This window comes from Vibrio sp. S9_S30, assembly GCF_014694455.1.
In the GTDB taxonomy this organism is placed as follows: domain Bacteria; phylum Pseudomonadota; class Gammaproteobacteria; order Enterobacterales; family Vibrionaceae; genus Vibrio.
The window spans coordinates 62717-88140 of sequence record NZ_JAAUWT010000001.1 but is presented as its reverse complement, the minus strand read 5'-3'; the positions used below and the strand labels follow the sequence as shown (position 1 = coordinate 88140).

General features: G+C 44.6%; 25 protein-coding genes. 11 read left to right on the top strand and 14 right to left on the bottom strand.

Annotation, left to right across the window (positions count from 1 at the left end; all coding sequences use genetic code 11):
• Positions 1 to 59 precede the first annotated feature (59 nt).
• Positions 60 to 593 carry a hypoxanthine phosphoribosyltransferase gene (gene hpt, locus HC752_RS00455; RefSeq protein ID WP_190333120.1) on the bottom strand — a complete coding sequence of 178 codons (534 nt, stop codon included), beginning with the start codon at positions 591 to 593 and terminating at the stop codon, positions 60 to 62.
• 253 nt (positions 594 to 846) lie between these two features.
• Between hpt and HC752_RS00450 the strand changes: the two genes are divergently transcribed.
• A complete protein-coding gene (locus HC752_RS00450) occupies positions 847 to 1458 on the top strand; it encodes a TetR/AcrR family transcriptional regulator (protein ID WP_190333119.1) in 612 nt (203 codons plus the stop codon).
• A 161-nt stretch (positions 1459 to 1619) separates the two neighbouring features.
• Here HC752_RS00450 and lpdA read toward each other — a convergent pair whose 3' ends face one another.
• From lpdA to ampD, 5 genes are all read right to left on the bottom strand, one after another.
• Positions 1620 to 3050, bottom strand: coding sequence for a dihydrolipoyl dehydrogenase (lpdA, locus tag HC752_RS00445; RefSeq protein WP_190333118.1), 1431 nt, complete (start codon positions 3048 to 3050; stop codon positions 1620 to 1622).
• A 247-nt stretch (positions 3051 to 3297) separates the two neighbouring features.
• A complete protein-coding gene (gene aceF, locus HC752_RS00440) occupies positions 3298 to 4902 on the bottom strand; it encodes a pyruvate dehydrogenase complex dihydrolipoyllysine-residue acetyltransferase (protein WP_190333117.1) in 1605 nt (534 codons plus the stop codon).
• A 31-nt stretch (positions 4903 to 4933) separates the two neighbouring features.
• Positions 4934 to 7597, bottom strand: coding sequence for a pyruvate dehydrogenase (acetyl-transferring), homodimeric type (gene aceE / locus HC752_RS00435; RefSeq protein WP_190333116.1), 2664 nt, complete (start codon positions 7595 to 7597; stop codon positions 4934 to 4936).
• Positions 7598 to 7651: 54 nt separating this feature from the next.
• Entirely contained in the window at positions 7652 to 8419 is a 768-nt protein-coding gene (gene pdhR / locus HC752_RS00430; protein ID WP_190333115.1) for a pyruvate dehydrogenase complex transcriptional repressor PdhR, read from the bottom strand.
• A 390-nt stretch (positions 8420 to 8809) separates the two neighbouring features.
• Positions 8810 to 9367, bottom strand: a complete 558-nt coding sequence (ampD, locus tag HC752_RS00425; RefSeq protein WP_190333114.1) for a 1,6-anhydro-N-acetylmuramyl-L-alanine amidase AmpD — start codon at positions 9365 to 9367, stop codon at positions 8810 to 8812.
• Positions 9368 to 9574: 207 nt separating this feature from the next.
• Between ampD and nadC the strand changes: the two genes are divergently transcribed.
• From nadC to yacG, 8 genes are all read left to right on the top strand, one after another.
• Positions 9575 to 10462 (top strand): carboxylating nicotinate-nucleotide diphosphorylase, encoded by an 888-nt coding sequence (gene nadC, locus HC752_RS00420; RefSeq protein WP_190333113.1) that lies wholly within the window; start codon positions 9575 to 9577, stop codon positions 10460 to 10462.
• A 291-nt stretch (positions 10463 to 10753) separates the two neighbouring features.
• The gene (locus HC752_RS00415; protein ID WP_190333112.1) at positions 10754 to 11191 is read left to right on the top strand and encodes a pilin; all 438 of its coding nucleotides are present in this window, start codon (positions 10754 to 10756) and stop codon (positions 11189 to 11191) included.
• 3 nt (positions 11192 to 11194) lie between these two features.
• A complete protein-coding gene (gene pilB / locus HC752_RS00410; protein ID WP_190333111.1) occupies positions 11195 to 12883 on the top strand; it encodes a type IV-A pilus assembly ATPase PilB in 1689 nt (562 codons plus the stop codon).
• A gap of 9 nt (positions 12884 to 12892) precedes the next feature.
• A complete protein-coding gene (locus HC752_RS00405; RefSeq protein ID WP_190333110.1) occupies positions 12893 to 14125 on the top strand; it encodes a type II secretion system F family protein in 1233 nt (410 codons plus the stop codon).
• A gap of 59 nt (positions 14126 to 14184) precedes the next feature.
• Positions 14185 to 15054, top strand: a complete 870-nt coding sequence (locus HC752_RS00400; RefSeq protein ID WP_190333109.1) for a prepilin peptidase — start codon at positions 14185 to 14187, stop codon at positions 15052 to 15054.
• A 50-nt stretch (positions 15055 to 15104) separates the two neighbouring features.
• Positions 15105 to 15704, top strand: a complete 600-nt coding sequence (gene coaE, locus HC752_RS00395) for a dephospho-CoA kinase (protein WP_190333108.1) — start codon at positions 15105 to 15107, stop codon at positions 15702 to 15704.
• A gap of 38 nt (positions 15705 to 15742) precedes the next feature.
• On the top strand, positions 15743 to 16483 hold the full coding sequence (zapD, locus tag HC752_RS00390; protein WP_190333107.1) for a cell division protein ZapD: 741 nt from the start codon (positions 15743 to 15745) through the stop codon (positions 16481 to 16483).
• Between the two features lie 70 nt (positions 16484 to 16553).
• The gene (gene yacG, locus HC752_RS00385) at positions 16554 to 16748 is read left to right on the top strand and encodes a DNA gyrase inhibitor YacG (protein ID WP_190333106.1); all 195 of its coding nucleotides are present in this window, start codon (positions 16554 to 16556) and stop codon (positions 16746 to 16748) included.
• Between the two features lie 104 nt (positions 16749 to 16852).
• Here yacG and mutT read toward each other — a convergent pair whose 3' ends face one another.
• The 6 genes from mutT to ffh form a co-directional block, all read right to left on the bottom strand.
• Complete coding sequence (gene mutT, locus HC752_RS00380; RefSeq protein WP_190333105.1) at positions 16853 to 17263, bottom strand: 8-oxo-dGTP diphosphatase MutT; 411 nt, start codon at positions 17261 to 17263, stop codon at positions 16853 to 16855.
• A 157-nt stretch (positions 17264 to 17420) separates the two neighbouring features.
• Positions 17421 to 17774 (bottom strand): 50S ribosomal protein L19, encoded by a 354-nt coding sequence (rplS, locus tag HC752_RS00375; RefSeq protein ID WP_190333104.1) that lies wholly within the window; start codon positions 17772 to 17774, stop codon positions 17421 to 17423.
• A 41-nt stretch (positions 17775 to 17815) separates the two neighbouring features.
• Positions 17816 to 18559, bottom strand: a complete 744-nt coding sequence (gene trmD, locus HC752_RS00370) for a tRNA (guanosine(37)-N1)-methyltransferase TrmD (RefSeq protein ID WP_190333103.1) — start codon at positions 18557 to 18559, stop codon at positions 17816 to 17818.
• 26 nt (positions 18560 to 18585) lie between these two features.
• Complete coding sequence (gene rimM / locus HC752_RS00365) at positions 18586 to 19140, bottom strand: ribosome maturation factor RimM (protein WP_190333102.1); 555 nt, start codon at positions 19138 to 19140, stop codon at positions 18586 to 18588.
• Positions 19141 to 19165: 25 nt separating this feature from the next.
• The gene (rpsP, locus tag HC752_RS00360) at positions 19166 to 19414 is read right to left on the bottom strand and encodes a 30S ribosomal protein S16 (RefSeq protein WP_190333101.1); all 249 of its coding nucleotides are present in this window, start codon (positions 19412 to 19414) and stop codon (positions 19166 to 19168) included.
• A 438-nt stretch (positions 19415 to 19852) separates the two neighbouring features.
• Positions 19853 to 21238 (bottom strand): signal recognition particle protein, encoded by a 1386-nt coding sequence (ffh, locus tag HC752_RS00355; protein WP_190333100.1) that lies wholly within the window; start codon positions 21236 to 21238, stop codon positions 19853 to 19855.
• Between the two features lie 462 nt (positions 21239 to 21700).
• Here ffh and HC752_RS00350 point away from each other — a divergent pair, with 462 nt between their 5' ends.
• Together HC752_RS00350 and HC752_RS00345 are read left to right on the top strand one after the other, a co-directional pair.
• Positions 21701 to 22495: a cytochrome C assembly family protein gene (locus tag HC752_RS00350; RefSeq protein ID WP_190333099.1), complete on the top strand. Its 795-nt coding sequence runs from the start codon at positions 21701 to 21703 to the stop codon at positions 22493 to 22495.
• Positions 22496 to 22596: 101 nt separating this feature from the next.
• A complete protein-coding gene (locus HC752_RS00345) occupies positions 22597 to 23862 on the top strand; it encodes an HlyC/CorC family transporter (protein WP_190333098.1) in 1266 nt (421 codons plus the stop codon).
• Between the two features lie 400 nt (positions 23863 to 24262).
• On the opposite strand, the gene luxS is transcribed toward HC752_RS00345, so the two are convergent.
• Both luxS and HC752_RS00335 read right to left on the bottom strand, forming a co-directional pair.
• The gene (luxS, locus tag HC752_RS00340) at positions 24263 to 24781 is read right to left on the bottom strand and encodes an S-ribosylhomocysteine lyase (protein WP_190333097.1); all 519 of its coding nucleotides are present in this window, start codon (positions 24779 to 24781) and stop codon (positions 24263 to 24265) included.
• 24 nt (positions 24782 to 24805) lie between these two features.
• Positions 24806 to 25411, bottom strand: a complete 606-nt coding sequence (locus HC752_RS00335) for a transglycosylase SLT domain-containing protein (RefSeq protein ID WP_190333096.1) — start codon at positions 25409 to 25411, stop codon at positions 24806 to 24808.
• Between the last annotated feature and the right edge of the window lie 13 nt (positions 25412 to 25424).

Sequence of the window (25424 nt, the reverse complement as noted above, 5' to 3'; positions counted from 1 at the left end):
AGCAGACAAAACGCCACTATAACAGTGGCGTCTCTTCTATTTACTATACGGGTAGGCCTTTATTCCTGCGGAACCACTTTTCCAATGTACGGTAAGTTACGGTATTTCTGTGCGTAATCGATACCGACACCAACAACAAACTCATCCGGAATTTCAAAGCCAATAAATTGTGCATCCACGGCAATTTCACGGCGTGATGGTTTGTCTAACAACGTACAAATTTCAATAGACGCGGGTTCACGTATTTCTAAAATTTCACACACCTTGCTCAACGTGTTACCAGTATCGATAATGTCTTCCACCAACAAAACGTCTTTGCCTTTAATATCATCATCCAGATCTTTTAAAATACGCACATCACGAGAGCTTTCCATTGAATTGCCGTAGCTAGAAGCGGTCATAAAATCGACAGAATGGTTCTTACCAATAGCACGCGTCAGATCAGCCATAAAAACGAATGAACCACGAAGCAGCCCCACCAGCACCAATTCTTTATCTGAATCTTTGTAGCGCTCAGTAATTTTTTTACCCAATTCGATAACTCGATCCTGAACGTCTTGCTCAGAAATCATGACTTCAACTGTATGTTTCATACTGCTCTCAATTAATTAGTGGCTGATTTTGCAAATAAAATCACATTATCAATAATTTGAATTTTCGTTAATGTGCACTCATTGACACATTTTACCACTGCAAACGACTCAGGGTAAATTTTAACTTGGTCATGAAATTAAGTACTTTTTAATATTTCCTGATTGACACTTTTATATGCACCATTACACTCATATGGCAAATCTAATTATAAAATAATCATTAAACTTCATATGTTGGCAAGGAAAATCAATTATGGATACTGTAAAAAAACGTCCAAGAACAAGGCTATCTCCACAAAAGCGTAAAGAGCAACTTCATGATATTGCGATCGAAGTATTCGCAAAACGCGGCATCGGTCGCGGTGGTCACGCTGATATTGCTGAGATTGCTCAGGTATCAGTGGCTACTGTTTTTAACTACTTCCAAACGCGTGAAGATTTGGTTGATGAAGTGTTGAGCCAAGTTGAAAAGCAATACGCTCAGTTCATCGACGAAAGCATTCTTCCAGAAGCGACGGCTGAAGAAAACTTGACGAGCCTAACCAAGAACATCATCAAATCTGCACTGGATGGCACGCACTGGATGAAAGTTTGGTTCGAATGGAGCACCTCCACTCGTGAAGAGGTATGGCCTTTGTTCCTATCCAGTAACGAAAGCTCTCAGAAGCGTGTTGAAGAGATGTTCCTAGCAGCCATGCAGCGTGGTGAAGTATGTGATGAACACAAAGCAGAAGACTTAGCTAAGCTATTACACGGCATTTGCTACTCCCTTTATGTTCAAGCTAACCGCAACCCAGACCCTGAGTACTTAGAAGGGCTTGTAGGCAGCTTCTTAGGTATGCTTTGCATTTACAAGCAAGATTAAAACGTCCTTTTGTAAACTGCAAAATCGACAAACGGAGGGTTTTCCCTCCGTTTTTTTGTTAGAGTCAACCATCTAACCTGAGCTACTAGCAAAAGCCGCGAAAGCTTGTAACAAAAAACCGCTGACTGGCAGCGGCTTTTATCATTCAGCATAAAGAAAAGTTACTTTTTCTTCTTCACAGCCTTCTTGTTTGGAAGGTCAGTAATAGAACCTTCAAACACTTCAGCAGCCAAACCGACAGATTCGTGTAACGTTGGGTGAGCATGAATGGTCAGGGCGATGTCTTCCGCATCACAGCCCATCTCGATAGCCAAACCAATTTCACCGAGTAGCTCACCACCGTTCGTACCCACAATAGCGCCACCGATAACGCGGTGTGTTTCTTTATCGAAAATAAGCTTCGTCATACCATCCGCACAGTCAGACGCGATTGCACGTCCAGATGCAGCCCATGGGAAAGTGGCTGTTTCGTAGTTGATGCCTTCCGCTTTTGCTTCTTTCTCTGTTTTACCCACCCATGCCACTTCTGGCTCAGTGTAAGCAATTGAAGGAATAACTTTAGGATCGAAGTAGTGTTTCTTACCAGAAATCACTTCCGCCGCCACATGACCTTCGTGCACACCTTTGTGTGCCAACATTGGCTGACCGACAACATCACCAATCGCAAAGATATGAGGTACGTTTGTGCGCATTTGCTTATCAACATTGATAAAGCCACGCTCATCAATTTCGATACCGGCTTTTTCACCATCGATAAGAAGACCGTTCGGCACACGACCAATCGCCACAAGAACAGCATCATAACGTTCAGCTTCTGCCGGCGCTTTTTTGCCTTCCATTGATACGTAGATACCATCTTCTTTCGCTTCAACAGCCGTCACTTTGGTTTCTAGCATCAAGTTGAACTTGTCTTTGACTCGCTTAGTGTAAACCTTAACGATGTCTTTATCCGCGGCAGGGATCACTTGGTCAAACATCTCAACAACGTCAACCTTGGAACCTAGAGACTGGTATACTGTGCCCATTTCAAGACCAATGATACCACCGCCCATAATAAGCAGTTTACCCGGGACTTCTTTCAGTTCCAGCGCATCGGTAGAATCCCAAATACGAGGATCTTCATGTGGAATAAACGGAAGTTTAATTGGACGAGAACCTGCGGCAATGATGGCGTTGTCAAAGTTCACCGTCGTCGCTTCGCTTTCTCCTTCGACAAGGATCGAGTTAGGACCAGTGAATTTACCGTAACCATTAACCACAGTGATATTACGCATCTTAGCCATACCGCCAAGACCGCCAGTTAGCTGATTAACCACCTTTTCTTTCCAGATTCGGATTTTGTTGATGTCCGTTTGCGGTTCACCAAATACCACACCGTGATCAGCCATTGCTTTCGCTTCTTCGATCACTTTAGATACGTGTAGCAGTGCTTTAGATGGGATACACCCCACATTTAGACACACTCCACCTAGAGTGGTGTAACGCTCGATAAGTACGGTTTCTAGACCTAAATCCGCACAACGGAATGCAGCAGAGTAACCAGCAGGACCAGAACCAAGTACAACAACTTGGGCTTTAATTTCTTTGCTCATTTTGACCTCTTGTAGTCATTATCCCTAACAGGCTGAGTGGGGGTTCAATGAATTCTTTTTTAGAACGTTTTATTTTCAGACCGAAACAGTTTACAGAGTTGTTAAAGGTGTGAAAAGTAAATCCATTTAGCCTGTGAGCCAGACAACAGTTCGATTGAGATTCGCTTATTATCAACAAGGTTAAATCAAACCGTTAGCTTGTAATTTAAGGGCGGCTAATAGCCGCCCTGATTTTACGTATCTTGACTTATAGCACTAAGCGACGGATATCGCTTAAGCAACCATTCAAGTAAGTGATGAAGCGCGCACCTTCTGCACCATCAATCACACGGTGGTCGTATGAAAGCGATAATGGCAACTGCAGACGTGGCGTGAACTCTTTACCATTCCATACAGGCTTCATTTCAGACTTGGATACACCTAGAATTCCGACTTCTGGTGCATTCACGATTGGTGTAAATGCTGTTCCGCCGATACCACCCAAGCTAGAAATAGTGAAACATCCACCTTGCATGTCACCCGCCGTCAGCTTACCAGCGCGGGCTTTCTTAGACACCACCATCAGCTCTTCAGATAACTCGTAAATACCTTTCTTGTTCACGTCTTTGAATACAGGAACAACCAGGCCATTTGGTGTATCTACTGCAATACCGACGTTCACGTATTTCTTAAGAATGATGCTTTCACCATCTTCAGAAAGAGACGAGTTGAATGCAGGGAACGCTTCTAGCGCTTTCGCCACCGCTTTCATGATGAACACAAGTGGCGTGATCTTCATGCCCGAATCTTTCTTCGCTTCGATTGCATTCTGCTCTTTACGGAATGCTTCTAGCTCAGTGATGTCTGCGTTATCCCACTGTGTAACGTGAGGGATCATCACCCAGTTACGGTGTAGATTTGCGCCAGAAATCTTCTTAATTTTAGACAGTTTCTGAACTTCTGTTTCACCGAACTTGCTGAAATCAACTTTTGGCCAAGGAAGTAGACCTAACGCCGAACCATCGCCACTGCCTGAAGCAGCAGAGCCCGACTCTAGACGCTTGAGTGCATCTTTAACGTAAGACTGAACATCTTCTTTCAAGATGCGACTCTTACGACCCGAACCTTTCACCTTAGATAGGTTTACGCCAAACTCACGAGCGAGACGACGAACAACTGGAGAGGCATGAGCGTACTCGTTGTTCTCTTGGAAATCCCCCGTAGACGCAGCTGGAGCCGCTTTTGGTGCTTCCGTTTTTGCTGGAGCCGCCGCAGGAGCAGCTGCTTCAGCTTGAGCTGGGGCAGGAGCTGGCACAGCGCCTTCTACAACAAACGTCATGATGAGAGAACCTGTCGACACTTTGTCGCCAGCGTTAATCTTGATCTCTTTTACTGTACCAGCGAACGGTGCAGGCACTTCCATGGACGCTTTGTCGCCTTCAACAGTGATAAGAGACTGCTCTTCTTCGACTGCATCGCCAACCGCTACCATGATCTCAGTCACTTCAACTTCGTCGCCACCGATATCTGGAACATGAATTTCTTTCTCTGCAGACGCAACAGGTGCTGCCGGCGCTGCTTCAGCGACAGGAGCCGCTTCCGTAGCTGGCGCAGGTGCCGCTTCCGCCGCTTCCGCCGCTCCCTCTGCTTCAAAGATCATGATCAAAGTGCCAGTGGTGACTGAATCACCTTCCGTTACTTTTATCTCTTTCACTACGCCCGCTTGAGATGCAGGAACTTCCATAGAGGCTTTATCACCTTCTACCGTGATAAGGGATTGTTCTTCTTCGACCTTGTCGCCAACGCTTACAAGAATCTCAGTAACTTCAACCTCATCTGCACCGATGTCAGGCACATTAATTTCGATTGCCATTGCTTATCTACCTTCTAAATTAAGCGTTGTCTTATGCGTATAGCGGGTTGGTTTTTTCAGTGTCGATGTCGAACTTTTTAATGGCTTCAACAACCACTGATTTCTCAACATCACCACGCTTCGCTAGTTCAGTTAGTGCCGCAACCACAACGTAACCGGCATTCACTTCAAAGTGACGACGTAGGTTTTCTCGGCTATCTGAGCGGCCAAAACCGTCAGTACCAAGAACCTTGAAAGAATCAGCCGGGATGAACGCGCGAACTTGCTCAGCGTAGTTCTTCATGTAGTCCGTCGCAGCAATGGTTGGCTCAGTGCCAAGTACTGTTGTGATGTACGGAACTTTCGCTTCGGCTTCAGGGTGAAGCATATTGTAACGCTCTGCGCTCTGACCATCACGAGTTAGCTCATTGAATGAGGTCACAGAGAATACATCAGACGCTACACCGTACTCTTCACTTAGGATAGTCGCGGCTTTACGCACTTCGTTCATAATTGTGCCAGAGCTCAATAGTTGAACTTTAGACTTAGCACCAGCGTAAGATTCAAGCTTGTAAATACCTTTACGAATGCCTTCTTCAGCGCCTTCAGGCATAGCTGGCATCGCGTAGTTTTCGTTCATTACCGTTAGGTAGTAGAACACGTTTTCTTGACCAGCGCCGTACATACGACGGATACCGTCTTGCATGATCACAGCGACTTCATACGCAAACGTTGGATCGTAAGAAATACAGTTAGGGATAGTGTTCGCTAACACGTGCGAATGACCGTCCTCGTGCTGTAGACCTTCACCGTTCAATGTTGTACGACCAGCCGTTGCACCCAGTAGGAAGCCACGTGCTTGTTGGTCGCCCGCCATCCACGCCATGTCACCAACACGTTGGAAACCGAACATAGAGTAGTAGATGTAGAATGGAATCATTGGCAGGTCGTTGGTGCTGTAAGACGTCGCAGCCGCAACCCAAGAGGCCATTGAGCCTAGCTCGTTGATGCCTTCTTGTAGAACCTGACCAGAAGTCGCTTCTTTGTAGTAAGAAACAATGCCTTTATCTTCAGGTGTGTATTCTTGACCGTGCGGGTTATAAATACCTATTTGACGGAATAGACCTTCCATACCAAACGTACGCGCTTCATCACAGATAATAGGGACGACGTTTTTGCCGATGCCTTTATTCTTGAGAAGGATATTTAACGTACGAACATAAGCCATCGTCGTTGAGATTTCACGCTTTTGCTCGCTCAATAATGGAGCAAATTCTTCTAGCTCAGGAATCTTAAGCTCTTGAGTAAAGTTAGGCAAACGCTGTGGCGTATAACCTTTTAGATCTTTACGACGCGCATGAAGGTAGTCGTATTCAGCCGAACCTTCTTCCAGTTTCAAGTACGGAAGCTCTTTCACTGCATCGTCAGTTAAGATGTCTTGAAGACCTAGACGATCACGTAGGTGAAGTACGTGAGTCATATCCATCTTCTTAACTTGGTGCGCGATGTTCTTACCTTCAGCGGCTTCACCCATGCCGTAACCTTTTACAGTCTTAGCAAGGATAACCGTTGGACGACCCGTCGTTTCTGCCGCATTTTTGTAGGCTGCGTAAAGCTTAGAGGACTCATGACCGCCACGCTTAAGGGCAAAAATTTCGTCATCGGTCATATCAGCAACAAGTGCCGCTGTCTCAGGGTATTTACCGAAGAAGTGCTTACGTACGTATGCGCCATCTTTCGACTTAAATGTTTGGTAATCGCCATCGACAGTTTCGTTCATTAACTGAAGTAATTTACCTGTCGTATCTTTCGCAAGCAAGGCATCCCAGTTGCTGCCCCAGATAACTTTAACCACGTTCCAACCCGCGCCTTTGAATAGACCTTCGAGCTCTTGGATGATGCTACCGTTACCCATAACAGGGCCATCTAGGCGCTGAAGGTTACAGTTGATTAGGAAGCATAGGTTGTCCAGCTTCTCACGTGCAGCGAATGATAGAGAACCACGTGATTCTGGCTCATCCATCTCACCGTCGCCTAGGAAAGCGTACACACGTTGAGCAGAAGTATCTTTTAAGCCACGACCATCAAGATACTTAAGGAAACGGGCTTGATAAATCGCTGAAATAGGACCTAAGCCCATAGATACAGTGGGGAACTGCCAGAATTCAGGCATCAGTTTAGGGTGTGGGTATGAAGGAATACCTTTACCGTCTACTTCTTGACGGAAGTTGTCTAGTTGCTCTTCCGTTAGACGACCTTCAACAAATGCACGCGAGTAAATCCCCGGAGAAATATGACCTTGATAATAAACCAGATCGCCACCATCGGTCTCATTGGGAGCACGGAAGAAGTGGTTGAAACAGACTTCGTAGAATGCCGCTGCAGACTGATAAGAAGCCATGTGACCACCTAGGTCTAAGTCTTTCTTAGAAGCACGCAAAACGATCATCACCGCATTCCAACGAATAATGGCTCGAATACGGCGCTCTAACGTTGTGTCACCAGGGTAAGCTGGTTCTTGATCGGCTGGGATCGTGTTGATGTAGTTGGTTGTGATGCCTGTTGGCATATCTACACCATCAAGGCGTGCTTTATCTAAAACTTGTTCTAACAAGAATTGAGCTCGTTCTACACCTTCTTCACGAACGACTGACTCAAGTGCCTGAAGCCATTCTTGAGTTTCAATTGCGTCTACGTCATGCTTCGTATCAGACATGGCGATCTATCCTTCTGTTGGTTGGATCTACTTTAAACTTGTGACAAGCCGTGATTACGACTCGTTACCTCGCTGGATTCTGCGCAAAGAGCGTTCTCTTCTAGACTCTTCACGAGTTAAATCCAGCAATGTTTCTTCGATATAAGCTAAATGTGAGTGAGACATTTCACGCGCCTGTTCAGGCTGACCAGAAACAATCGCATCCACAATATTAGCTCGATGTTTACTGACTCTATCCACCACTTCTGCGCGGCGATGCAAGAGCTTTAAATTTTGCAAGACGTTTTGCTCAAGCAAAGGCGACAAACTACGCACGATATGAAGTAAAACCACATTATGTGCCGCTTCCGTTAAGGCGATAAGGAACGCCATAACCGCAGAAGCTTCCACTTCCACGTCTTTTTTGTCTTGAGCTGTACGAATATGCTCTAAGCAGAGCTGGATTCGCTCAAAGTCTTCATCGGTACCACGTAATGCCGCAAAGTAAGCGGATAACCCTTCCATCGCATGTCGTGCTTCCAGCAAATCTAACTGGGTCTCGGAATGGGTGGACAATAAGTTTAACAAAGGATCGGAAAAGCTTTTCCAGAGAGACTCACTGACGAATGTCCCGCCACCTTGGCGACGAGTTAACAATCGCTTTGCTTCCAGCCTCTGAATCGCTTCTCGGACCGAAGGACGCGAAACATCAAACTGCTTCGCCAACTCTCGCTCCGGTGGTAATTGTTCCCCCGGTGAGAGCGTTCCTTCCAAAATCAACCGTTCAAGCTCCTGTTCAATAACATCAGAGAGTTTCGGCTGACGAATCCTTTGATAAGCCATATGTGTTGTTCTTCTACTCTTGCAGTCAATTGGTAATACCAATTTCAAATTGGGCAAAAAAATAACATAAATAAAACGTTTCTGTCCAGATAAAACTTGACGCACATCATTGAACGCAGAACAAATTAACCAAGAGACAACAAGAGCGCATTAAAACAGCAATACAATTGGTCTTACCAATTAATATATCGCTCTGTGTGACATAAATATCTGTGTGACATAAATAAAAGTTATGACAATTTTTTTTTAACGGCAGATAGAGCTTAGTCGCATCTCCGTGTTTGACACATTCAGTTAGCATTCGACACACTCAGTTAGTGTTCGACACACATAAGTTAACATTGGACACCTTACGCAAAACAAGTATCCAGCTCACACACTGAAAATATGCTAATTCGATCCGGTTTTGAGAAGAGCGCGAAAATACCGCCAATCAAATGTGAGACCAGGATCAGATTTGCGCAGAGGAGCGATATATTGATGCCCCGTAATTCGGTGGTCACTCATACTTGGGTATTGAGATTGCAGCAATTTAGTTAACTTAACCAACGAGTCGTATTGCTCAGACGTGTAACTGTCGAATTCACACCCTTCCAGTTCGACACCAATAGAATAGTCATTACAACGCTCACGCCCCGCAAAACTCGACACTCCGGCATGCCATGCTCTCTTATCAAACGGAACAAATTGCACGATTTCACCCGTACGCCGAATCAAACAGTGGGCTGACACTTTAAGGGTTTTAATGACATCAAAAAACGGATGCAGCGTGGGATCTAGGTTTCCGGCAAAAAAGTCATCAACAAAAGTGCCACCATATTGGCGAGGAGGCAAACTGATGTGATGCACAACTAGCAAAGAGATGCCCTCACCTTCAGGGCGCTCATCGTAATGAGGAGACACCACCTTATTGATCTCTGTAAGCCAATGACTTTCATCAATTCTCATGTTGTTTGATTCTTATTAAACAGCTCATTATTAAGAGTATATACCGAAGTCACACCAAGAAGCAGAGCAGCGGCTGTTTGGAGATAACAGGCATAAACGAGGCGAGTATGTCACTTAACTCAGTTCTATCCCGATAAATAGCTGAATTCTCCTCCAAGCCAGAGTATGATGCAGACAATTTCAACCTCTGGTATTTACTGAATTGCGATGAAAAACACACACAACAGCCAAGAACGTCTTGACTACCTAAAACAGCAACTTCCATTGGAAATTACACGTGCGGTCGAGAGCACCTTAAAAGAAGATTTAGGGGGCACACTTGATCCTACAGCAGACATCACCGCAGCATTAATTCCAGAGGATGCAACCAATACCGCCACCATTATTACGCGAGAGCATGGCATCTTTTGCGGTCAAGAATGGGCGGACGAAGTATTCAAACAGCTTGGTGGTGAAGTCAACATCGAATGGCATGTTCAAGATGGCGATAAAGTCGAGCCTAATCAGACCTTGTGCACCCTGTCTGGTCCGGCAAGAGCGCTTTTAACAGGCGAACGCAACGCCATGAACTTTATTCAAACCCTTTCAGGCTGCGCCACTTTGGTTGCGAAATACGCTGAAAAACTGAAAGGCACAAATTGCCGACTGCTTGACACTCGAAAAACCATCCCCGGTTTACGAAGTGCGCTTAAATATGCGGTAACTTGTGGCGGCGGGTTCAATCACCGTATTGGTGTCTTTGATGCTTACCTAATAAAAGAAAACCACATTGTTGCCTGTGGTGGCATTCGTAAAGCCATTGAAGCTGCTAAAGCACTCAACCCAGGAAAGCCTGTCGAGGTTGAAACAGAAAATCTAGACGAACTAAAGGAAGCCATTGAAGCGGGCGCGGACATCATCATGCTCGATAATTTCTCCACAGACATGATGCGTGAGGCGGTCAAAATTAACGCGGGTAAAGCAGCGTTAGAAAATTCTGGAAACGTCACTCTGGAGACAATTCGCGAATACGCGGATACTGGTGTCGACTATATTTCAGTAGGTGCACTCACTAAACATTTGAAAGCCATGGATCTTTCCATGCGGCTTACATAGTTCAGATTTAACAAAATTCGGATTTGAGCATCATCACAAATCTGAAATATTTTATAAATGTAAACTTATAATTGAAAAGGAAGGTCTACTTCCTTTTTTTAACCTTATCATACGGTTGCGACTGACATCACTCACCGCATTTGAACCCAGTCGCACTAAACCAGTAACATACTGAAACAAAATAAAAATTCTGAAATCCTCCTCCAGCAATCTTTTAATTACAGTTTCTTTACTTTTGGCACGCTCCTATCCTCGCTCTGTTTTTATACGACCTTATAAACGGAGTTATTTATGCAAAATAGGAAACAACAAGGCTTTACATTAATAGAACTAATGATTGTCGTCGCGATTATTGGCGTGCTGTCTGCTTTGGCAATTCCCGCCTATAAAAATCATGTTAAGAAATCAGAAGCAGCGACAGGTTTGGCAACGGCACGTGCACTAGTAACCAATGTGGATATGCATATTCAAGAAATTGGTACTTTCCCTGCTAACGACGCAAATGGCTTTACCGCAGTCGGAGCAACAACAACAATGAATAAGCTAGGTACGCTATCCTTTACAGGTATTAGCGGTGCTACAGGCACCATTAACTTTGAATTCGGTACAAATTCTTCGATAACCGGAGCGTCGCTTGCTCTTGCAAAATCAGTAAGCGGATGGGCATGTACATTCACGCCAGCGGGTAAAATTGAGAGTTCTGAAATTCCTAAAAGCTGTAAGCCATAACCCATGCACACCAATTTAGTGAGCATTCTTCGCCAAGCCGATATCATTAGCGAAGAACACAAGCTGGCTATTATTGAGCACGTCGGTAGTACTGGGGGCACGGTCCCCAGTGCTATCACTGCGCTTGGTATACTGTCTGCTTTTGAATTGACTCGGCACATTGCTGAGATTTTTGGTTTGTCGGTCATAGAAGCTCATCAATACAATTACCTCCCCTTGTGTGAACAGCTTGGTCTGAGAGATTTGATCACCCGCTACAATGCACTGCCCGTTGAGTCCAACAACAATACCCTGTTTATTGCGCTATCCGACCCAACGATCGTTGAAGCGGAAGAAGAGTTTCGCTTTGCCACCAATCAACAAGTCGAGCTCCTGCTTTGCGATGAGAGAGAACTGACCAGCTGCATTCGTAGAATGTACGGCAAGAATAGAGTCGATAGCAGCACTGGTGGTAAAGAAATCACGCAAGAAGAGCTCGCGGATTTGGTTCAAGTGAGTGACGATGAATTCGAATCGGCTGAAGACCTCAGCTTAGATGATGCCCCCGTCAGTCGCTTTATTCATCAAGTCCTCTTCGATGCCGTACGTAAAGGCGCGTCAGATATTCACTTTGAACCTTATGAAAAGACCTATCGAATTCGGATGCGCTGCGACGGCATTCTCATTCAAGCCAATAGCCCCGCACCGCAGCTGGGGCGAAGGCTGGCCGCACGGTTAAAAATACTCTCAAAACTGGACATTGCAGAACGCCGCTTGCCTCAAGATGGACGTATTAAGCTGAAACTCAGTGACACAACCGCAATCGACCTTCGAGTCTCCACTCTGCCCACCCTTTGGGGAGAAAAAATTGTTCTGCGTTTGTTAGACAGCAGCAGTGCAAATTTGAACATCGACATGCTTGGCTACAGTGAGGAACAAAAAGCCTTGTATATCGAAGCGTTACGTCGACCTCAGGGCATGATCCTGATGACGGGTCCAACAGGGAGTGGTAAAACCGTTTCCCTGTATACTGGGCTCAGTATTCTCAACACGGTTGAACGCAATATTTCGACCGCTGAAGATCCGGTTGAAATCAACCTAGCTGGCATCAACCAAGTCCAAATCCGACCGAAGATCGGCTTCACCTTTGCGGCAGCGCTCAAGTCTTTCTTGCGACAAGACCCTGACATCGTCATGCTGGGGGAAATACGAGACTTTGAAACGGCAGAGATCGCCATCAAGGCAGCCCAAACAGGCCACCTAGTTCTATCGACATTGCACACCAACTCCGCAGCAGAAACGGTCATTCGATTGGGCAATATGGGGGTTGAGCCGTATAACCTCTCTTCCTCACTCAGCCTGATCATCGCGCAACGTTTGGCTAGACGTTTGTGCCCGCACTGTAAAGTCTCGCATCAGCTCTCTCCAGCCCTGTTAGAAAAACATCAAATCGAATCTGACTGCCCCCTTTTTCAAGCATCAAAAGAAGGCTGCGCCGATTGTAACGCTGGGTACAGTGGCCGCATTGGTATTTATGAAGTCATGCCTTTTGATGCGGAAATGCAGCAAGCGGTTTCTCATAAAGCCAATATTGCCGACATCGAAATGCTGGCCGTTAAGAACGGAATGAAGACCCTCAGCCAATCGGGTATTGAGATCTTGAAACAAGGCATCACGAGCTACCAAGAGCTCCAACGCGTTTTGTATTTGTAAGGAGACAGTTTGGAACGTTCCGTTACCCCTCGCCTCAAGCTATACAACTTTCGCTGGAAAGGCATTAACAGCTCAGGGAAGAAAACATCAGGTCAGTTTTTGGCCTACACCGAAATGGAAGTACGCGACAAGCTTCGAAGCCAACGAGTTCAAATTAAAAAAGTCAGAAAGTCGGGCATTTCTATACTCGACAAACTGAGCCACAAAGTTAAAAAGAAAGACATCATGATATTCACTCGTCAAATGGCGACCATGCTGGGAACTGGCGTTCCAATAGTGCAATCTTTAAAAATGGTGTCGGATAATCACAACAAAGCAGAGATGAAATCCATCCTATCTCAGGTGACCAAAGCCGTAGAGGCAGGCACCCCGCTCTCTAAAGCACTCGGCACATCCAACAGACTATTTGACAGTTTTTACACCGACTTAATTGCAACGGGCGAGCAAACGGGTAATTTGTCCGATGTTTTCGAACGCATCGCAACCTACCAAGAAAAAAGTGAGGAGTTACGCTCCAAAGTTATCAAAGCGATGATCTACCCAGTGATGGTTCTTTTGACTGCGGTTGGGGTATCCTTTTTGATGCTAAAATTCGTCATACCAGAATTTGAAACAATGTTCACAGGGTTTGGGGCTGAATTACCATGGTTTACCCAGCAGGTATTGAAACTCTCACACATCGTACAACACGATTCCTTGAAAATGGTGGGCGCAATCACCGCACTGAGTATCACCTTTAAGCTTATGAGAAAGCGATCGTTTAAATTTCGATTAAGAACTTCAAGATGGGGATTAACGTTCCCAATCCTCGGAGGAGTCTTAAGTAAAGCCGCCATCGCGAAGTTCAGCCGAACACTTGCGACCAGTTTTAATGCCGGCATTCCAATTCTTAATGGGCTTAAAACCAGCTCTAAAACGGTGAGCAACCTGTACTACCAAGTCGCTATCGAACAAGTTTATAAAGATACTGCCGCAGGCATGCCTATTTATATCGCCATGCGTAATACCGAAGCTTTCCCTGAAATGGTATTGCAGATGGTCATGATTGGCGAAGAGACGGGGTCTCTGGATGACATGCTTAATAAAGTCGCAAACGTCTACGAGTTTGAAGTCGATAACACCGTCGATAACCTCGGGAAGTTGCTTGAGCCATTGATTATCATATTCCTTGGAGTGGTCATTGGCGGATTGGTTATCTCTATGTACCTGCCAGTGTTTAACTTAATGAGTGTATTAGGCTAATATTTGCCACTGGCTAGTGGTCTCCAGACCCTAAACACATTTCACCTTAGAGATCTTGTATGGACGCTTTTCACTACTACCCTTGGCTATTTCCGTTGATGGCTTCTGTGTTTGGGTTAGTCATTGGTAGTTTTTTGAATGTCGTTATTTATCGGCTTCCAAAAATGATGGACAACGAATGGCGACAAGAGTGTGCCGATGCCTTTCCTGAATACAACATTGAGCCACCAGCAAAAAAACTCACATTAAGTGTCCCACGCTCCACTTGCCAAAAGTGCAATACGCCAATCAGAATTCGAGATAATGTTCCAGTATTGAGTTGGTTACTGCTGCGCGGTAAATGCTACGCATGCAATGCGTCGATCTCCGCACGCTACCCTCTTATTGAATTGCTGACCGCAGGTTTGAGTTTTGCTGTTGCAAACCATTTCGGATTTAGCTATTTCTCTGTCGCACTTCTGTTTTTTACGTTTGTGCTTATCGCTGCCACTTTCATTGATTTCGATACCTTACTTCTCCCCGATCAACTCACCTTACCCCTCATGTGGGCTGGAATCGCGCTCTCACTCTTTGAGGTTAGCCCAGTGTCACTCACCGATGCTGTAATCGGCGCAATAGCGGGTTACTTGTGTTTATGGAGTGTGTATCACCTATTCAAGCTTTTAACAGGCAAAGAAGGCATGGGGTTTGGGGACTTCAAATTGCTCGCGGCACTGGGCGCGTGGTTGGGGTGGCAAAGTTTGCCCATCATCATATTGATGTCATCTTTAGTGGGTGTTGTCTTTGGTGTAATTCAGCTAAGATTGCAAAAAAAGGGCATAGAACAAGCTTTTCCTTTTGGTCCCTACCTTGCTATAGCGGGTTGGGTTACCTTATTGTTTGGAAAAGACATCACAAGTTGGTATTTTTCACATTTCCTTGGCATTTAGTTGTGATTCCTAGATAGACTGTTTCACCACATCCGATTTAAAGGTAAAGCATGGCATTTGTTGTTGGTTTAACTGGAGGGATTGCAAGCGGGAAAACAACCGTAGCGAACCTTTTTCAAAAACACTTCAATATCGATATTGTCGATGCTGATGTTATAGCCAGACAAGTTGTAGCACCTCATTCTGAAGGGTTAAAGCAAATTGCCGCCTATTTCGGAACGGATATATTGAATTCAGACGGTTCATTGAATCGCATAAAGCTTAGAGCAAGAGTTTTTGAGAACGAAAAAGAAAAACTTTGGCTTAATAACTTGCTTCATCCGATGATTCGCCAGAAAATGAAGCAAAGCTTAAAACAGGTACAATCGCCTTACGCTCTGCTGGTTGTTCCTTTGCTGGTAGAAAACCAGTTACAGTCGATGGCAGATACAATACTTGTTGTCGATGTAACAAGAGATACGCAAATTCAGCGTACAATGAATCGGGATGATGTACCTCTAGCGCAAATTGAGTCTATCTTGAATTCACAAGCAACACGTGAGGAGCGCTTGAGCTACGCTAATAACGTCATCGACAATGACTCACCAGAGTGTGATTTATTGGCGCAAGTTACGGCACTACATCATAAATACATGGCAATGAGTCACTAAGCCACAATAACCGCAAAAGGAGCACAAAGGCGTTTTTCATGACCACTCATAAATTTGAACATCCATTAAATGAAAAAACTCGAATTTACCTTAGAGTGGAATCGCTATTGCGACAAATGAGTCACGCAGCGGCAAAAGTGGATACCGTTCAATACCCGCTGTTCTTTCGCCCTATTTTTGACTTGCTTGAAATATTTGAGCAAATTCAAATGAAATCTGAGCTTGCTAAAGATTTAGAAAAACAACGCCTGTCCTACAAATCTTGGCTCAATGTGGATGGCGTTGACCAAGATATGCTTCAAGCCGTTCTCTCAAACATCGATGATGTGCATAAGGAACTCATGGCAGCGGAGCGCTTTGGTCAATCCTTAAAAGAAGATCGCTTCTTAAGCACCATTCGCCAACGGTTCAATTTACCAGGCGGATCCTGTTGCTTCGATTTACCCTCACTGCATTTTTGGCTACACCAACCTGATGAAAATAGGAAAAGAGACATTGAAGGCTGGCTTGACACGTTACAACCCTTAACCTCCGCTTTGCACCTGTGGTTGCAACTGACAAGAGAAACCGGGTACGAAAAACCGATCATCGCCCGTGCTGGTTTTTTCCAAAGTGACGCAGAAGAAGCCAATATTCTGCGCTTGAACATCCCATTGGAGTACGGTGTTTACCCGATGATTTCAGGTCATAAGAATCGCTTTGCCATAAAGTTTATGAGTTTTGGATCAGGGCAAGCTTACCCACATGATGTCGAATTTGATCTGACCATTTGCTGCTAGAGTCTGTGCTTCTTGTCACGGAAAAACATGCTAGAATCAACACTCATCAGAACCGAATCAAAAGCACACTATGAATAACGTGACTATCGTAAAATGCCCAACTTGCCAAACTGATGTGCAATGGGGAGAAAAAAGCACTTTTCGCCCTTTCTGCTGCAAAAAATGTCAACTCATTGACTTTGGCGAGTGGGCGGAGGAAGAAAAAGCCATTGCAGGTGCACCGGACATGTCCGACTCTGATGGTTGGTCAGAAGAAGCTCACTGATTTTCATGTCTGCCTCAATGAAATTAAAAAGAGACGCCTTACGCGTCTCTTTCTACATTCAATTGATTCAAATACGTCTTATCTCAAGGTGAGGCTAACTAGTATTAAGTTGCGGGAGTACCGTAAATACTCATCACCTTTTCCAATACTGGTACATTGGCTTCTGGAAAGTCAAACTGCTGAAGATCCACTATACTCACCCAACCTCCCTGTTGCCCCTCTTTCCCATAAGGCTCTTCTTCAAAACCCGTTACAACAAAGAAATCAAACTCTAAAGATTTGTCGGGATAATCGTGTTTTAGTGACTCAAAATGACTTAAAGCGGTCACTTTTATCCCAATCTCTTCATAAAGCTCTCTAATGGTTGCATCCTGAGCTGTTTCACCTTCTTCCACCTTGCCACCAGGAAACTCCCACAAACCGCCTTTGTGTGCTTTGTCTGCCCTTTTAGTGATGAAGACTTGGTTTTTAGTCGGATTCAATATTACAGCTGCAGCAATATGAAGACGTTTCATTGACTTTCCTTTTTAATTACAACGTACAGAACTCAAAGAGGCTCTAGAAGATTACTCAGAGTGTATACCCAATAGACAAACTAAAACCATTCTGCCTCTCAAAAAAAAACGGGCTCCCAGTTGGAGAGCCCGTGTTTCTATGAGAATGCAATCAGCATTACTTCTTAGCAAGTTTCTCTTTAATACGAGCTGACTTACCAGAACGATCACGTAGGTAGTACAGTTTGGCACGACGTACTGCACCACGGCGCTTAACTTCAATGCTATCAATAATTGGTGAGTGAGTTTGGAACGTACGCTCTACGCCTTCACCGTTCGAGATCTTACGAACTGTAAATGCAGAGTGTAGACCACGGTTACGAATAGCGATTACAACGCCTTCGAATGCCTGTAGACGCTCACGGTCACCTTCTTTTACTTTTACCTGAACTACAACAGTGTCACCTGGTGCAAATTTAGGTAGATCTGATTTCATTTGCTCTTGCTCAAGAGCTTTGATGATGTTGCTCATTTTATAAATTCCTAGAATAAACTGATACTAAATTCAATAGGTTACTTGCTTCGATGTTCTCTGATAAACTCGGCAAGTAATAATTCCTGTTCGTCAGTCAGAGCTAGGTTTTCCAGAAGCTCTGGTCTTCTAATCCAGGTGCGACCTAGCGATTGTTTCAATCGCCAGCGACGAATATCCTTATGATTTCCGGACTTTAGTACACTGGGTACTTCAATGCCATCCAATACTTCAGGGCGCGTATAGTGCGGGCAATCTAACAAGCCATTCGCAAAGGAATCTTCCTCTGCCGATGCAAAATCCCCCAGTACACCAGGTACAAACCTAGAGACGGAATCAATTAGCGTCATGGCTGGTATTTCACCGCCCGTCATCACAAAATCTCCGATTGACCATTCTTCATCAACCTCAGATTGTATGATGCGCTCATCTACCCCTTCGTAACGACCACAAATAAGAAGCAAATTCTCATTCGTTGCCAATTCTTCAACTCCCTGTTGGTCGAGCTTTCGACCTTGAGGAGAAAGGTAAATGACTTTCGTCTTTCCCGGTGAGGCTTGTTTGGCTGTTTGAATGGCATCGCGCAAAGGCTGAACCATCATCAACATACCAGGACCACCACCGTAAGGCCTATCATCGACAGTGCGATGTTTGTCGTGAGTAAAATCTCTAGGATTCCATGTCTCTACCGACAAAAGACCTTTTTTAATCGCTTGACCTGTTACTCCAAAATCCGTAACAGAACGGAACATTTCAGGAAAAAGGCTAATTACGCCAACCCACATGTGTTCTCTCGCTCTAAATTTTGAAGCTAGAATCCAGGATCCCAGTCAACTTCGATCCGTTGAGCTTCGCGATCAACTTGAATGATCACTTGCTCTTCAAGGAACGGAATTAATCGTTCCTTTTGGCCAAAAGCATCTTTTAGATTCGCTTTCACAACCAAAACATCGTTCGAGCCAGTTTCTAACAGGTCAACGACCTCACCAAGGTTATAACCTTTTGTGGTAATAACTTGCATACCGAACAATTCACGCCAGTAGAATTCATCTTCTGACAATTCAGGAAGAGAAGCGGGGTTTATCGCAATTTCAACATTGGTTAGCAGGTGAGCTTCCTCACGGATCTCTAAACCTTCTAATTTACACACCATACCTTTGTTATGGCGCTTCCAACTTTCAACTTTGCATTCCACCCAATCACCCTTTTGTTTAATAAACCAAGGGCTATAGTCAAAAATACTCTCAGCATTGTCTGTGTAGGAAAAAACCTTAAGCCAGCCACGAATGCCGTAAGAAGCACCAAACTTACCTACAACAATTTTTTCGACTTGCTCGCTCATCGTTTCTTTATCCTTCATCGACATAAACTAATTATCTTCTCTAAAAGAATTAAGCTGCTTTTTGAGCGTCTTTAACTAGCTTAGCTACGCGGTCAGAAACCTTCGCGCCTTGACCAACCCAATGGTTAACACGATCTAGGTCTAGACGTAGACCTTCTTCTTGACCTTGAGCTGTCGGGTTAAAGAAACCCACTTTCTCGATAAAACGGCCAGTTGCAACATTGCGGCTGTCCGCTACTACGATTTGATAAAATGGACGCTTCTTCGCGCCGTGACGTGCCAAACGAATGGTTACCATGTCGTCCTCTTTGCTTTCTCAAAAATAAATATAACCCCATCAATCTCTCTGATTACCGAGAAATTTGGGGTCTCGTGCCAAAATAAAGCTCCGGAATTTTACTCTTATTACTAGTCATTGCAAGGCTTTTAGCTATTTTTTCACCACATGAATACGCGACAATTTTATGTGAGCACGATAACAACTTGAAAAAATACTCACCTTGCATTGTTCTAGCGAGCATCTGTTGAATTTTTCATTATTTACTTTCGTGTCAGCTCAATATGCTCCTTTCTTCGAAATGAATCAGAAAGCAGCTCTTGAACCCTTGCATTTTGAGGACGTTTGATTTTTTGCGCTTTTATCGAAACGTCGATATGTATGGAGTCCCTCATACAAAAAAGGAAGCGATTTCACTCGCTTCCTTTTCACATGGTTACTGTTGTTATCGGCCAAATGTTAGCGTCCAAACGGGTTAAAGCCTCCGCCGGCACCGCCCATTCCACCCATCATACTTTGCATGTTTCTCATCATGCCTTTCATGCCACCCTTCTGCATTTTTTTCATCATTTTTTGCATTTGAGTGAATTGTTTTAGCATGCGATTGACGTCTTGCACTTGGGTACCTGAGCCCGAAGCAATGCGCTTTTTACGCGAACCTTTAATGATCTCTGGGCGCTGACGCTCTTTCATCGTCATGGAATTAATGATGGCTTCCATTTGCTTGAACATCTTGTCGTCAACTTTATCTTTCACGTTATCCGGTAGCTGAGACATACCTGGTAGCTTGTCCATCATTCCCATCATGCCACCCATGTTCTGCATCTGACCAAGCTGCTCACGGAAATCTTCCAAATCGAAGCCTTTCTTCTCTTTGAATTTCCTTGCCAGCTTTTCCGCTTTATCTTGGTCAACATTACGCTGTAAATCTTCGATAAGTGACAATACGTCACCCATACCCAAAATACGAGAGGCAATACGATCAGGATGGAATGCTTCCAGAGCATCGGTTTTTTCACCCACACCCAAAAATTTAATGGGTTTACCTGTGATATGACGGACAGATAACGCCGCACCGCCACGCGCATCACCATCCACTTTCGTTAAGATAACACCGGTTAGTGGAAGCGCATCGCCAAATGCTTTTGCGGTGTTCGCCGCATCTTGACCTGTCATGGCATCCACCACAAACAAGGTTTCAACAGGCGTAATGGCAGAATGGAGTTCCTGAATTTCTTCCATCATTTCATGATCGACAGCGAGGCGACCCGCAGTATCGACTACAAGAACGTCATAAAACTTCTTCTTCGCATGATCGATAGCGGCATTCGCGATATCAATCGGTTTTTGGTCCGCTGATGATGGGAAAAAGTCGACGCCAACATCACTCGCCAATGTTTCAAGCTGCTTTATCGCGGCAGGGCGATAGACGTCCGCAGAAACAACCAATACTTTTTTCTTATCGCGCTCCGTCAATAACTTAGAGAGTTTACCGACACTGGTGGTTTTACCCGCACCTTGTAAACCCGCCATGAGAATCACCGCTGGCGGTTGAGCCGCAAGGTTAAGAGCCTCGTTTGACTCCCCCATTACCGCTTCCAGTTCGTTTTGAACTATCTTGATGAACTCTTGACCGGGCGTCAGAGACTTAGAAACTTCAACCCCCACCGCGCCTTCTTTCACGCGTTTTACGAAGTCTCGAACAACGGGAAGCGCAACATCGGCTTCCAACAGTGCCATTCGCACTTCACGCAGAGTGTCTTTGATATTGTCTTCGGTCAGTCGACCTTTACCGCTGATGTTTTTCAGCGTACTGGATAGTCTATCTGTTAAATTCTCAAACATTACTTATTCGCCTAATCAATGCGATACTTTGCCGCGAGTATACAATATACACACACGAGTGTCTGTCTTGTGTGCCGTGAATCCTTGAAGTGACTTCAGTATCTATACTCAAGCTACCTCAAGGTGCAGGATTCAGAGCTCTATCTTCTGTTGCGGTTCAAGCCTCTCTATTCGCAAAGAACTAACGCAGTGGAATGTCGAGCCCTTTCCAAGTTCTTTGACGATGAAATGGGACAGAAGATAAGCACCCAAGGGCGAGTTTGCTTGGTTTTCATGCGGCGTTACTGATTCTTGAATTAGAACCACCAGATTTTCAAATCGGTGCCTTGCCTGAAAACCAAGCCCCAATCTATTGATAAGAAGCCGCTGAACCTAGCATCTTGAGGTAGCTTGAGTATATGCTATGAACTTGCAGGTCACTTGGGTATAATCCCTTATTCTGACAGTAAAATTGTGGAAACCATGGAAAACTTGATTACGGTTACAGCTGTTATTCTTTATTTCTTGGCCGTCGCGACCATCGTTCCAGGCCTTGCCAATCAAACAGGCATTAAAACGCGTACCGTATTTGTTAGCGCTCTTTTGGCTTTGGTTTTCCATGCATGGCTTCTTAGTGATCTTATCTTTGACGGATCAGGGCAGAACTTAAGCATTCTCAATGTTGCTTCTCTCATCAGCTTCATTATTTCATTGGTGATGAGCGCCTCAATGTTCAAAACACGCTTATGGTTTTTGCTGCCCGTTGTTTACGGGTTTTCAGCCATCAATTTATCTGCCGCCACATTTTTGCCAAGTGCTTACATCACGCATTTAGAAAACGACCCCAAGCTGTTGATCCATATTTCTTTAGCGTTGTTTTCATACTCGACACTAACTATCGCTGCGCTTTACGCACTGCAGCTGGCATGGCTCGATCATAAACTCAAAGCCAAAAAAGCCCTCGCCATAAACCCTAACCTGCCTCCATTAATGATGGTCGAAAGGCAGCTTTTCAAGATCATTTTGATTGGAACTGTGCTCTTATCGGCAACATTGCTGACAGGCTACGTATTTGTTCAAGACATGTTCACACAAGGCAAAGCGCATAAGGCTATTTTGTCTTTTATCGCTTGGGTTATCTATACCGTGCTTTTGTGGGGACACTATCAACAAGGTTGGCGTGGGAAAAAAGTGACTTGGTTTGCAGTAAGTGGTGCGACATTGCTCACTCTTGCTTACTTTGGTAGTCGCTTTGTGCGAGAGATCATTCTTAGCTGATTTATACTTGCATTTCTTTTTCAAGCACTCTAAAAGTTGAAGAAGATCGCTTTTTTTGCTCATTACTTCAACCATTCAGTAATATAAGGACAGTTACAACTTTGGATGATATATCAACGGGCGTCTTATTTGCCCTGCTGGCGATACTGATCGTCATTTCCGGTTACTTTTCTGGTTCTGAAACGGGGATGATGTCGCTCAACAGATACCGCCTCAAACACCTTTCTAACGAAGGACATAAAGGTGCTCGCCGAGTTGAGAAACTACTGGATCGCCCAGACCGATTGATCGGTCTGATTCTGATTGGTAATAACCTAGTCAATATCCTCGCATCTGCCATCGCTACTATTTTAGGAATGCGCTTATACGGTGATTTAGGGGTTGCAATAGCGACTGGTGTGCTGACGCTCGTTGTCCTTGTCTTTGCTGAGGTCACACCTAAAACACTGGCCTCTCTTTACCCTGAAAAAGTCTCCTATGCCAGCTCCGTCGTGCTGACTCTGCTAATGAAAATACTGTCACCCTTGGTGCTGCTCGTCAACTTTATTACCAACGGGTTCTTGCGCATCCTTGGCATAAAAGCCAAACACGGCGACGACGATCATTTGAGCTCTGAAGAGCTCCGGACCGTGGTGAATGAAGCTGGCGGACTGATCCCTCGTCGTCACCAGGACATGCTGATCTCTATCCTAGATTTAGAGCACGTTACCGTAAATGACATTATGATACCTCGTAATGAAATCACGGGAATCGACATTAATGACGATTGGAAGTCTATCGTTCGTCAGTTAACGCACTCACCACATGGCAGGGTTGTTCTTTACCGTGACCAAATTGACGAAGTCGTGGGAATGCTGAGGTTAAGAGAGTCTTACCGCCTGATGCTAGACAAGAATGAATTCATCAAAGAAACGCTATTAAGAGCAGCCGATGAGGTGTACTTCATTCCTGAAGCCACACCTTTGAATGTGCAATTACTCAAATTCCAACGCAATAAAGAGCGCATCGGTCTGATTGTAAATGAATACGGTGACATCATTGGGTTAATTACGCTTGAAGATATCTTGGAAGAGATTGTTGGCGAGTTTACGACCTCAATGGCACCGAGCCTTGCTGACGAAATTACACCACAAAACGATGGAAGTTTCTTAATTGAAGGCAGTGCCAATATCAGAGATATAAACAAAGGTTTGAGCTGGGAGCTTCCAACCGATGGTCCAAGAACATTAAACGGGCTTATCCTAGAGCACCTAGAAGACATTCCCGAAAGCCGGCTCAGTATTCAAGTAGCGAGCCACCCAATGGAAATCATTGATTTTACCGAGAACAAGATCAAGTTAGTCAAGGTGTACCCTTCCCATCAATAACGTTGACTTTCACGCCCTGAAAACTCAGGGCGTTTATCCAATACAACGCCATGACTCTTTGCCTTGCCCGCTTTCCTTTCAGATTTAAGAGTGAGAACCTCTCTTCTTCAAGTTTTCATGATGATAAATAGCGCCCCCCTTATTATGAAGAAAAATGTAAAGAGGTCACAAAGGCTGTAAAGTCAGAAATTGCTCGTATTAAGAACAAAGAAACTCTGCCAAGGAATAAAGCCCTTGAACATAATGATGGAAAGAGTACCAAGCGGAAGTATGATTGCTGCGGATCTATCGAGCACGAATCAAGAGCGATAAAAAGCTCATTATATCAATGAGCTTAATGCATCTATTTTGAAGTATATTGACCTTCAATTTTTGAACGTAAGGTTGAGGTGGGGCTTATTTACTTGACGCTTAGTTCTTTTAACATTGATTCTGGCAAAGCCAGTTCATCATTTTTATTTACAGCGATACCAGCATCAATGATCGCAGTGGCAATCGCTTTTGCTTCATCAAGTGAGTGCATTTCCGCCGTTCCGCACTGATATTCATTCAATTCTGGAATTTGATTCTGGCTCTCTACTTTCAATACATCTTTCATGGAAGCTAGCCACGCTTCAACGACTTGAGATTCTGTTGGTGTACCAATCAGACTCATGTAAAAGCCAGTACGACAGCCCATCGGTGAAATATCGATGATTTCCACATTAGAGCCATTCAAATGTGTACGCATGAAGCCAGCATACAGATGCTCTAACGTGTGGATGCCTCTTTCTGAAAGAATGTCTTTGTTTGGCGCAGTGAATCGCAAATCGAATACGGTGATCGTATCCCCTTTTGGCGTCTGCATGGTTTTCGCCACGCGAACCGCAGGAGCGTTCATCTTAGTGTGATCAACGGTGAAACTATCTAGTAATGGCATCGGATAAATCCCTTGTTATAACGGTTAGAAAAACCAGCTCCTGCTGCTTTCCAACTCATCTTCACATTGTTTAAGTTGCCAGCCATAGTCTTTCGCTTGCTGCTCGACTTTTCGTGCAACTTTTCTAAGCGATGGTTTGCTGGCATAGGTCTTGCGTTTATAACCGCCGCGACCTTCGTGATAAGCTAAATACTGATTATAGGCATCCCATTTAGAAATACCCAGTTGTCTCTGAGTTTCGTGAGTATACCAACCTACGAACATAATGGAATCATCGAAGTTCGTTCTTGACCCGCCATGATTGGTTGCCTTTTGAAAGTCACTCCATGCCGGATCTTGAGCTTGCGCATAACCGTACGCACTGCTGACTCTCCCCCAAGGAATAAACCCTAATAAATAATCTTTTGGCGGTCTAGCATCGTGGACAAAACTGCTTTCTTGCTTAATAAAAGCCATGGCGACATTGATGGGCGTTCCCCATTTATATTCCATGTCTTTCGCATCATCATACCAGCTGGGCTTCTCTTTAAAGATGTCGCACAAGTTGTTCTGCTTTTTAGGCGGTGCGGTCGCACACCCCATGAGCACTGAACTGGTCAACACAACCAATAAAAACGGTTTTATCTTCATTTGTTTTATTGCT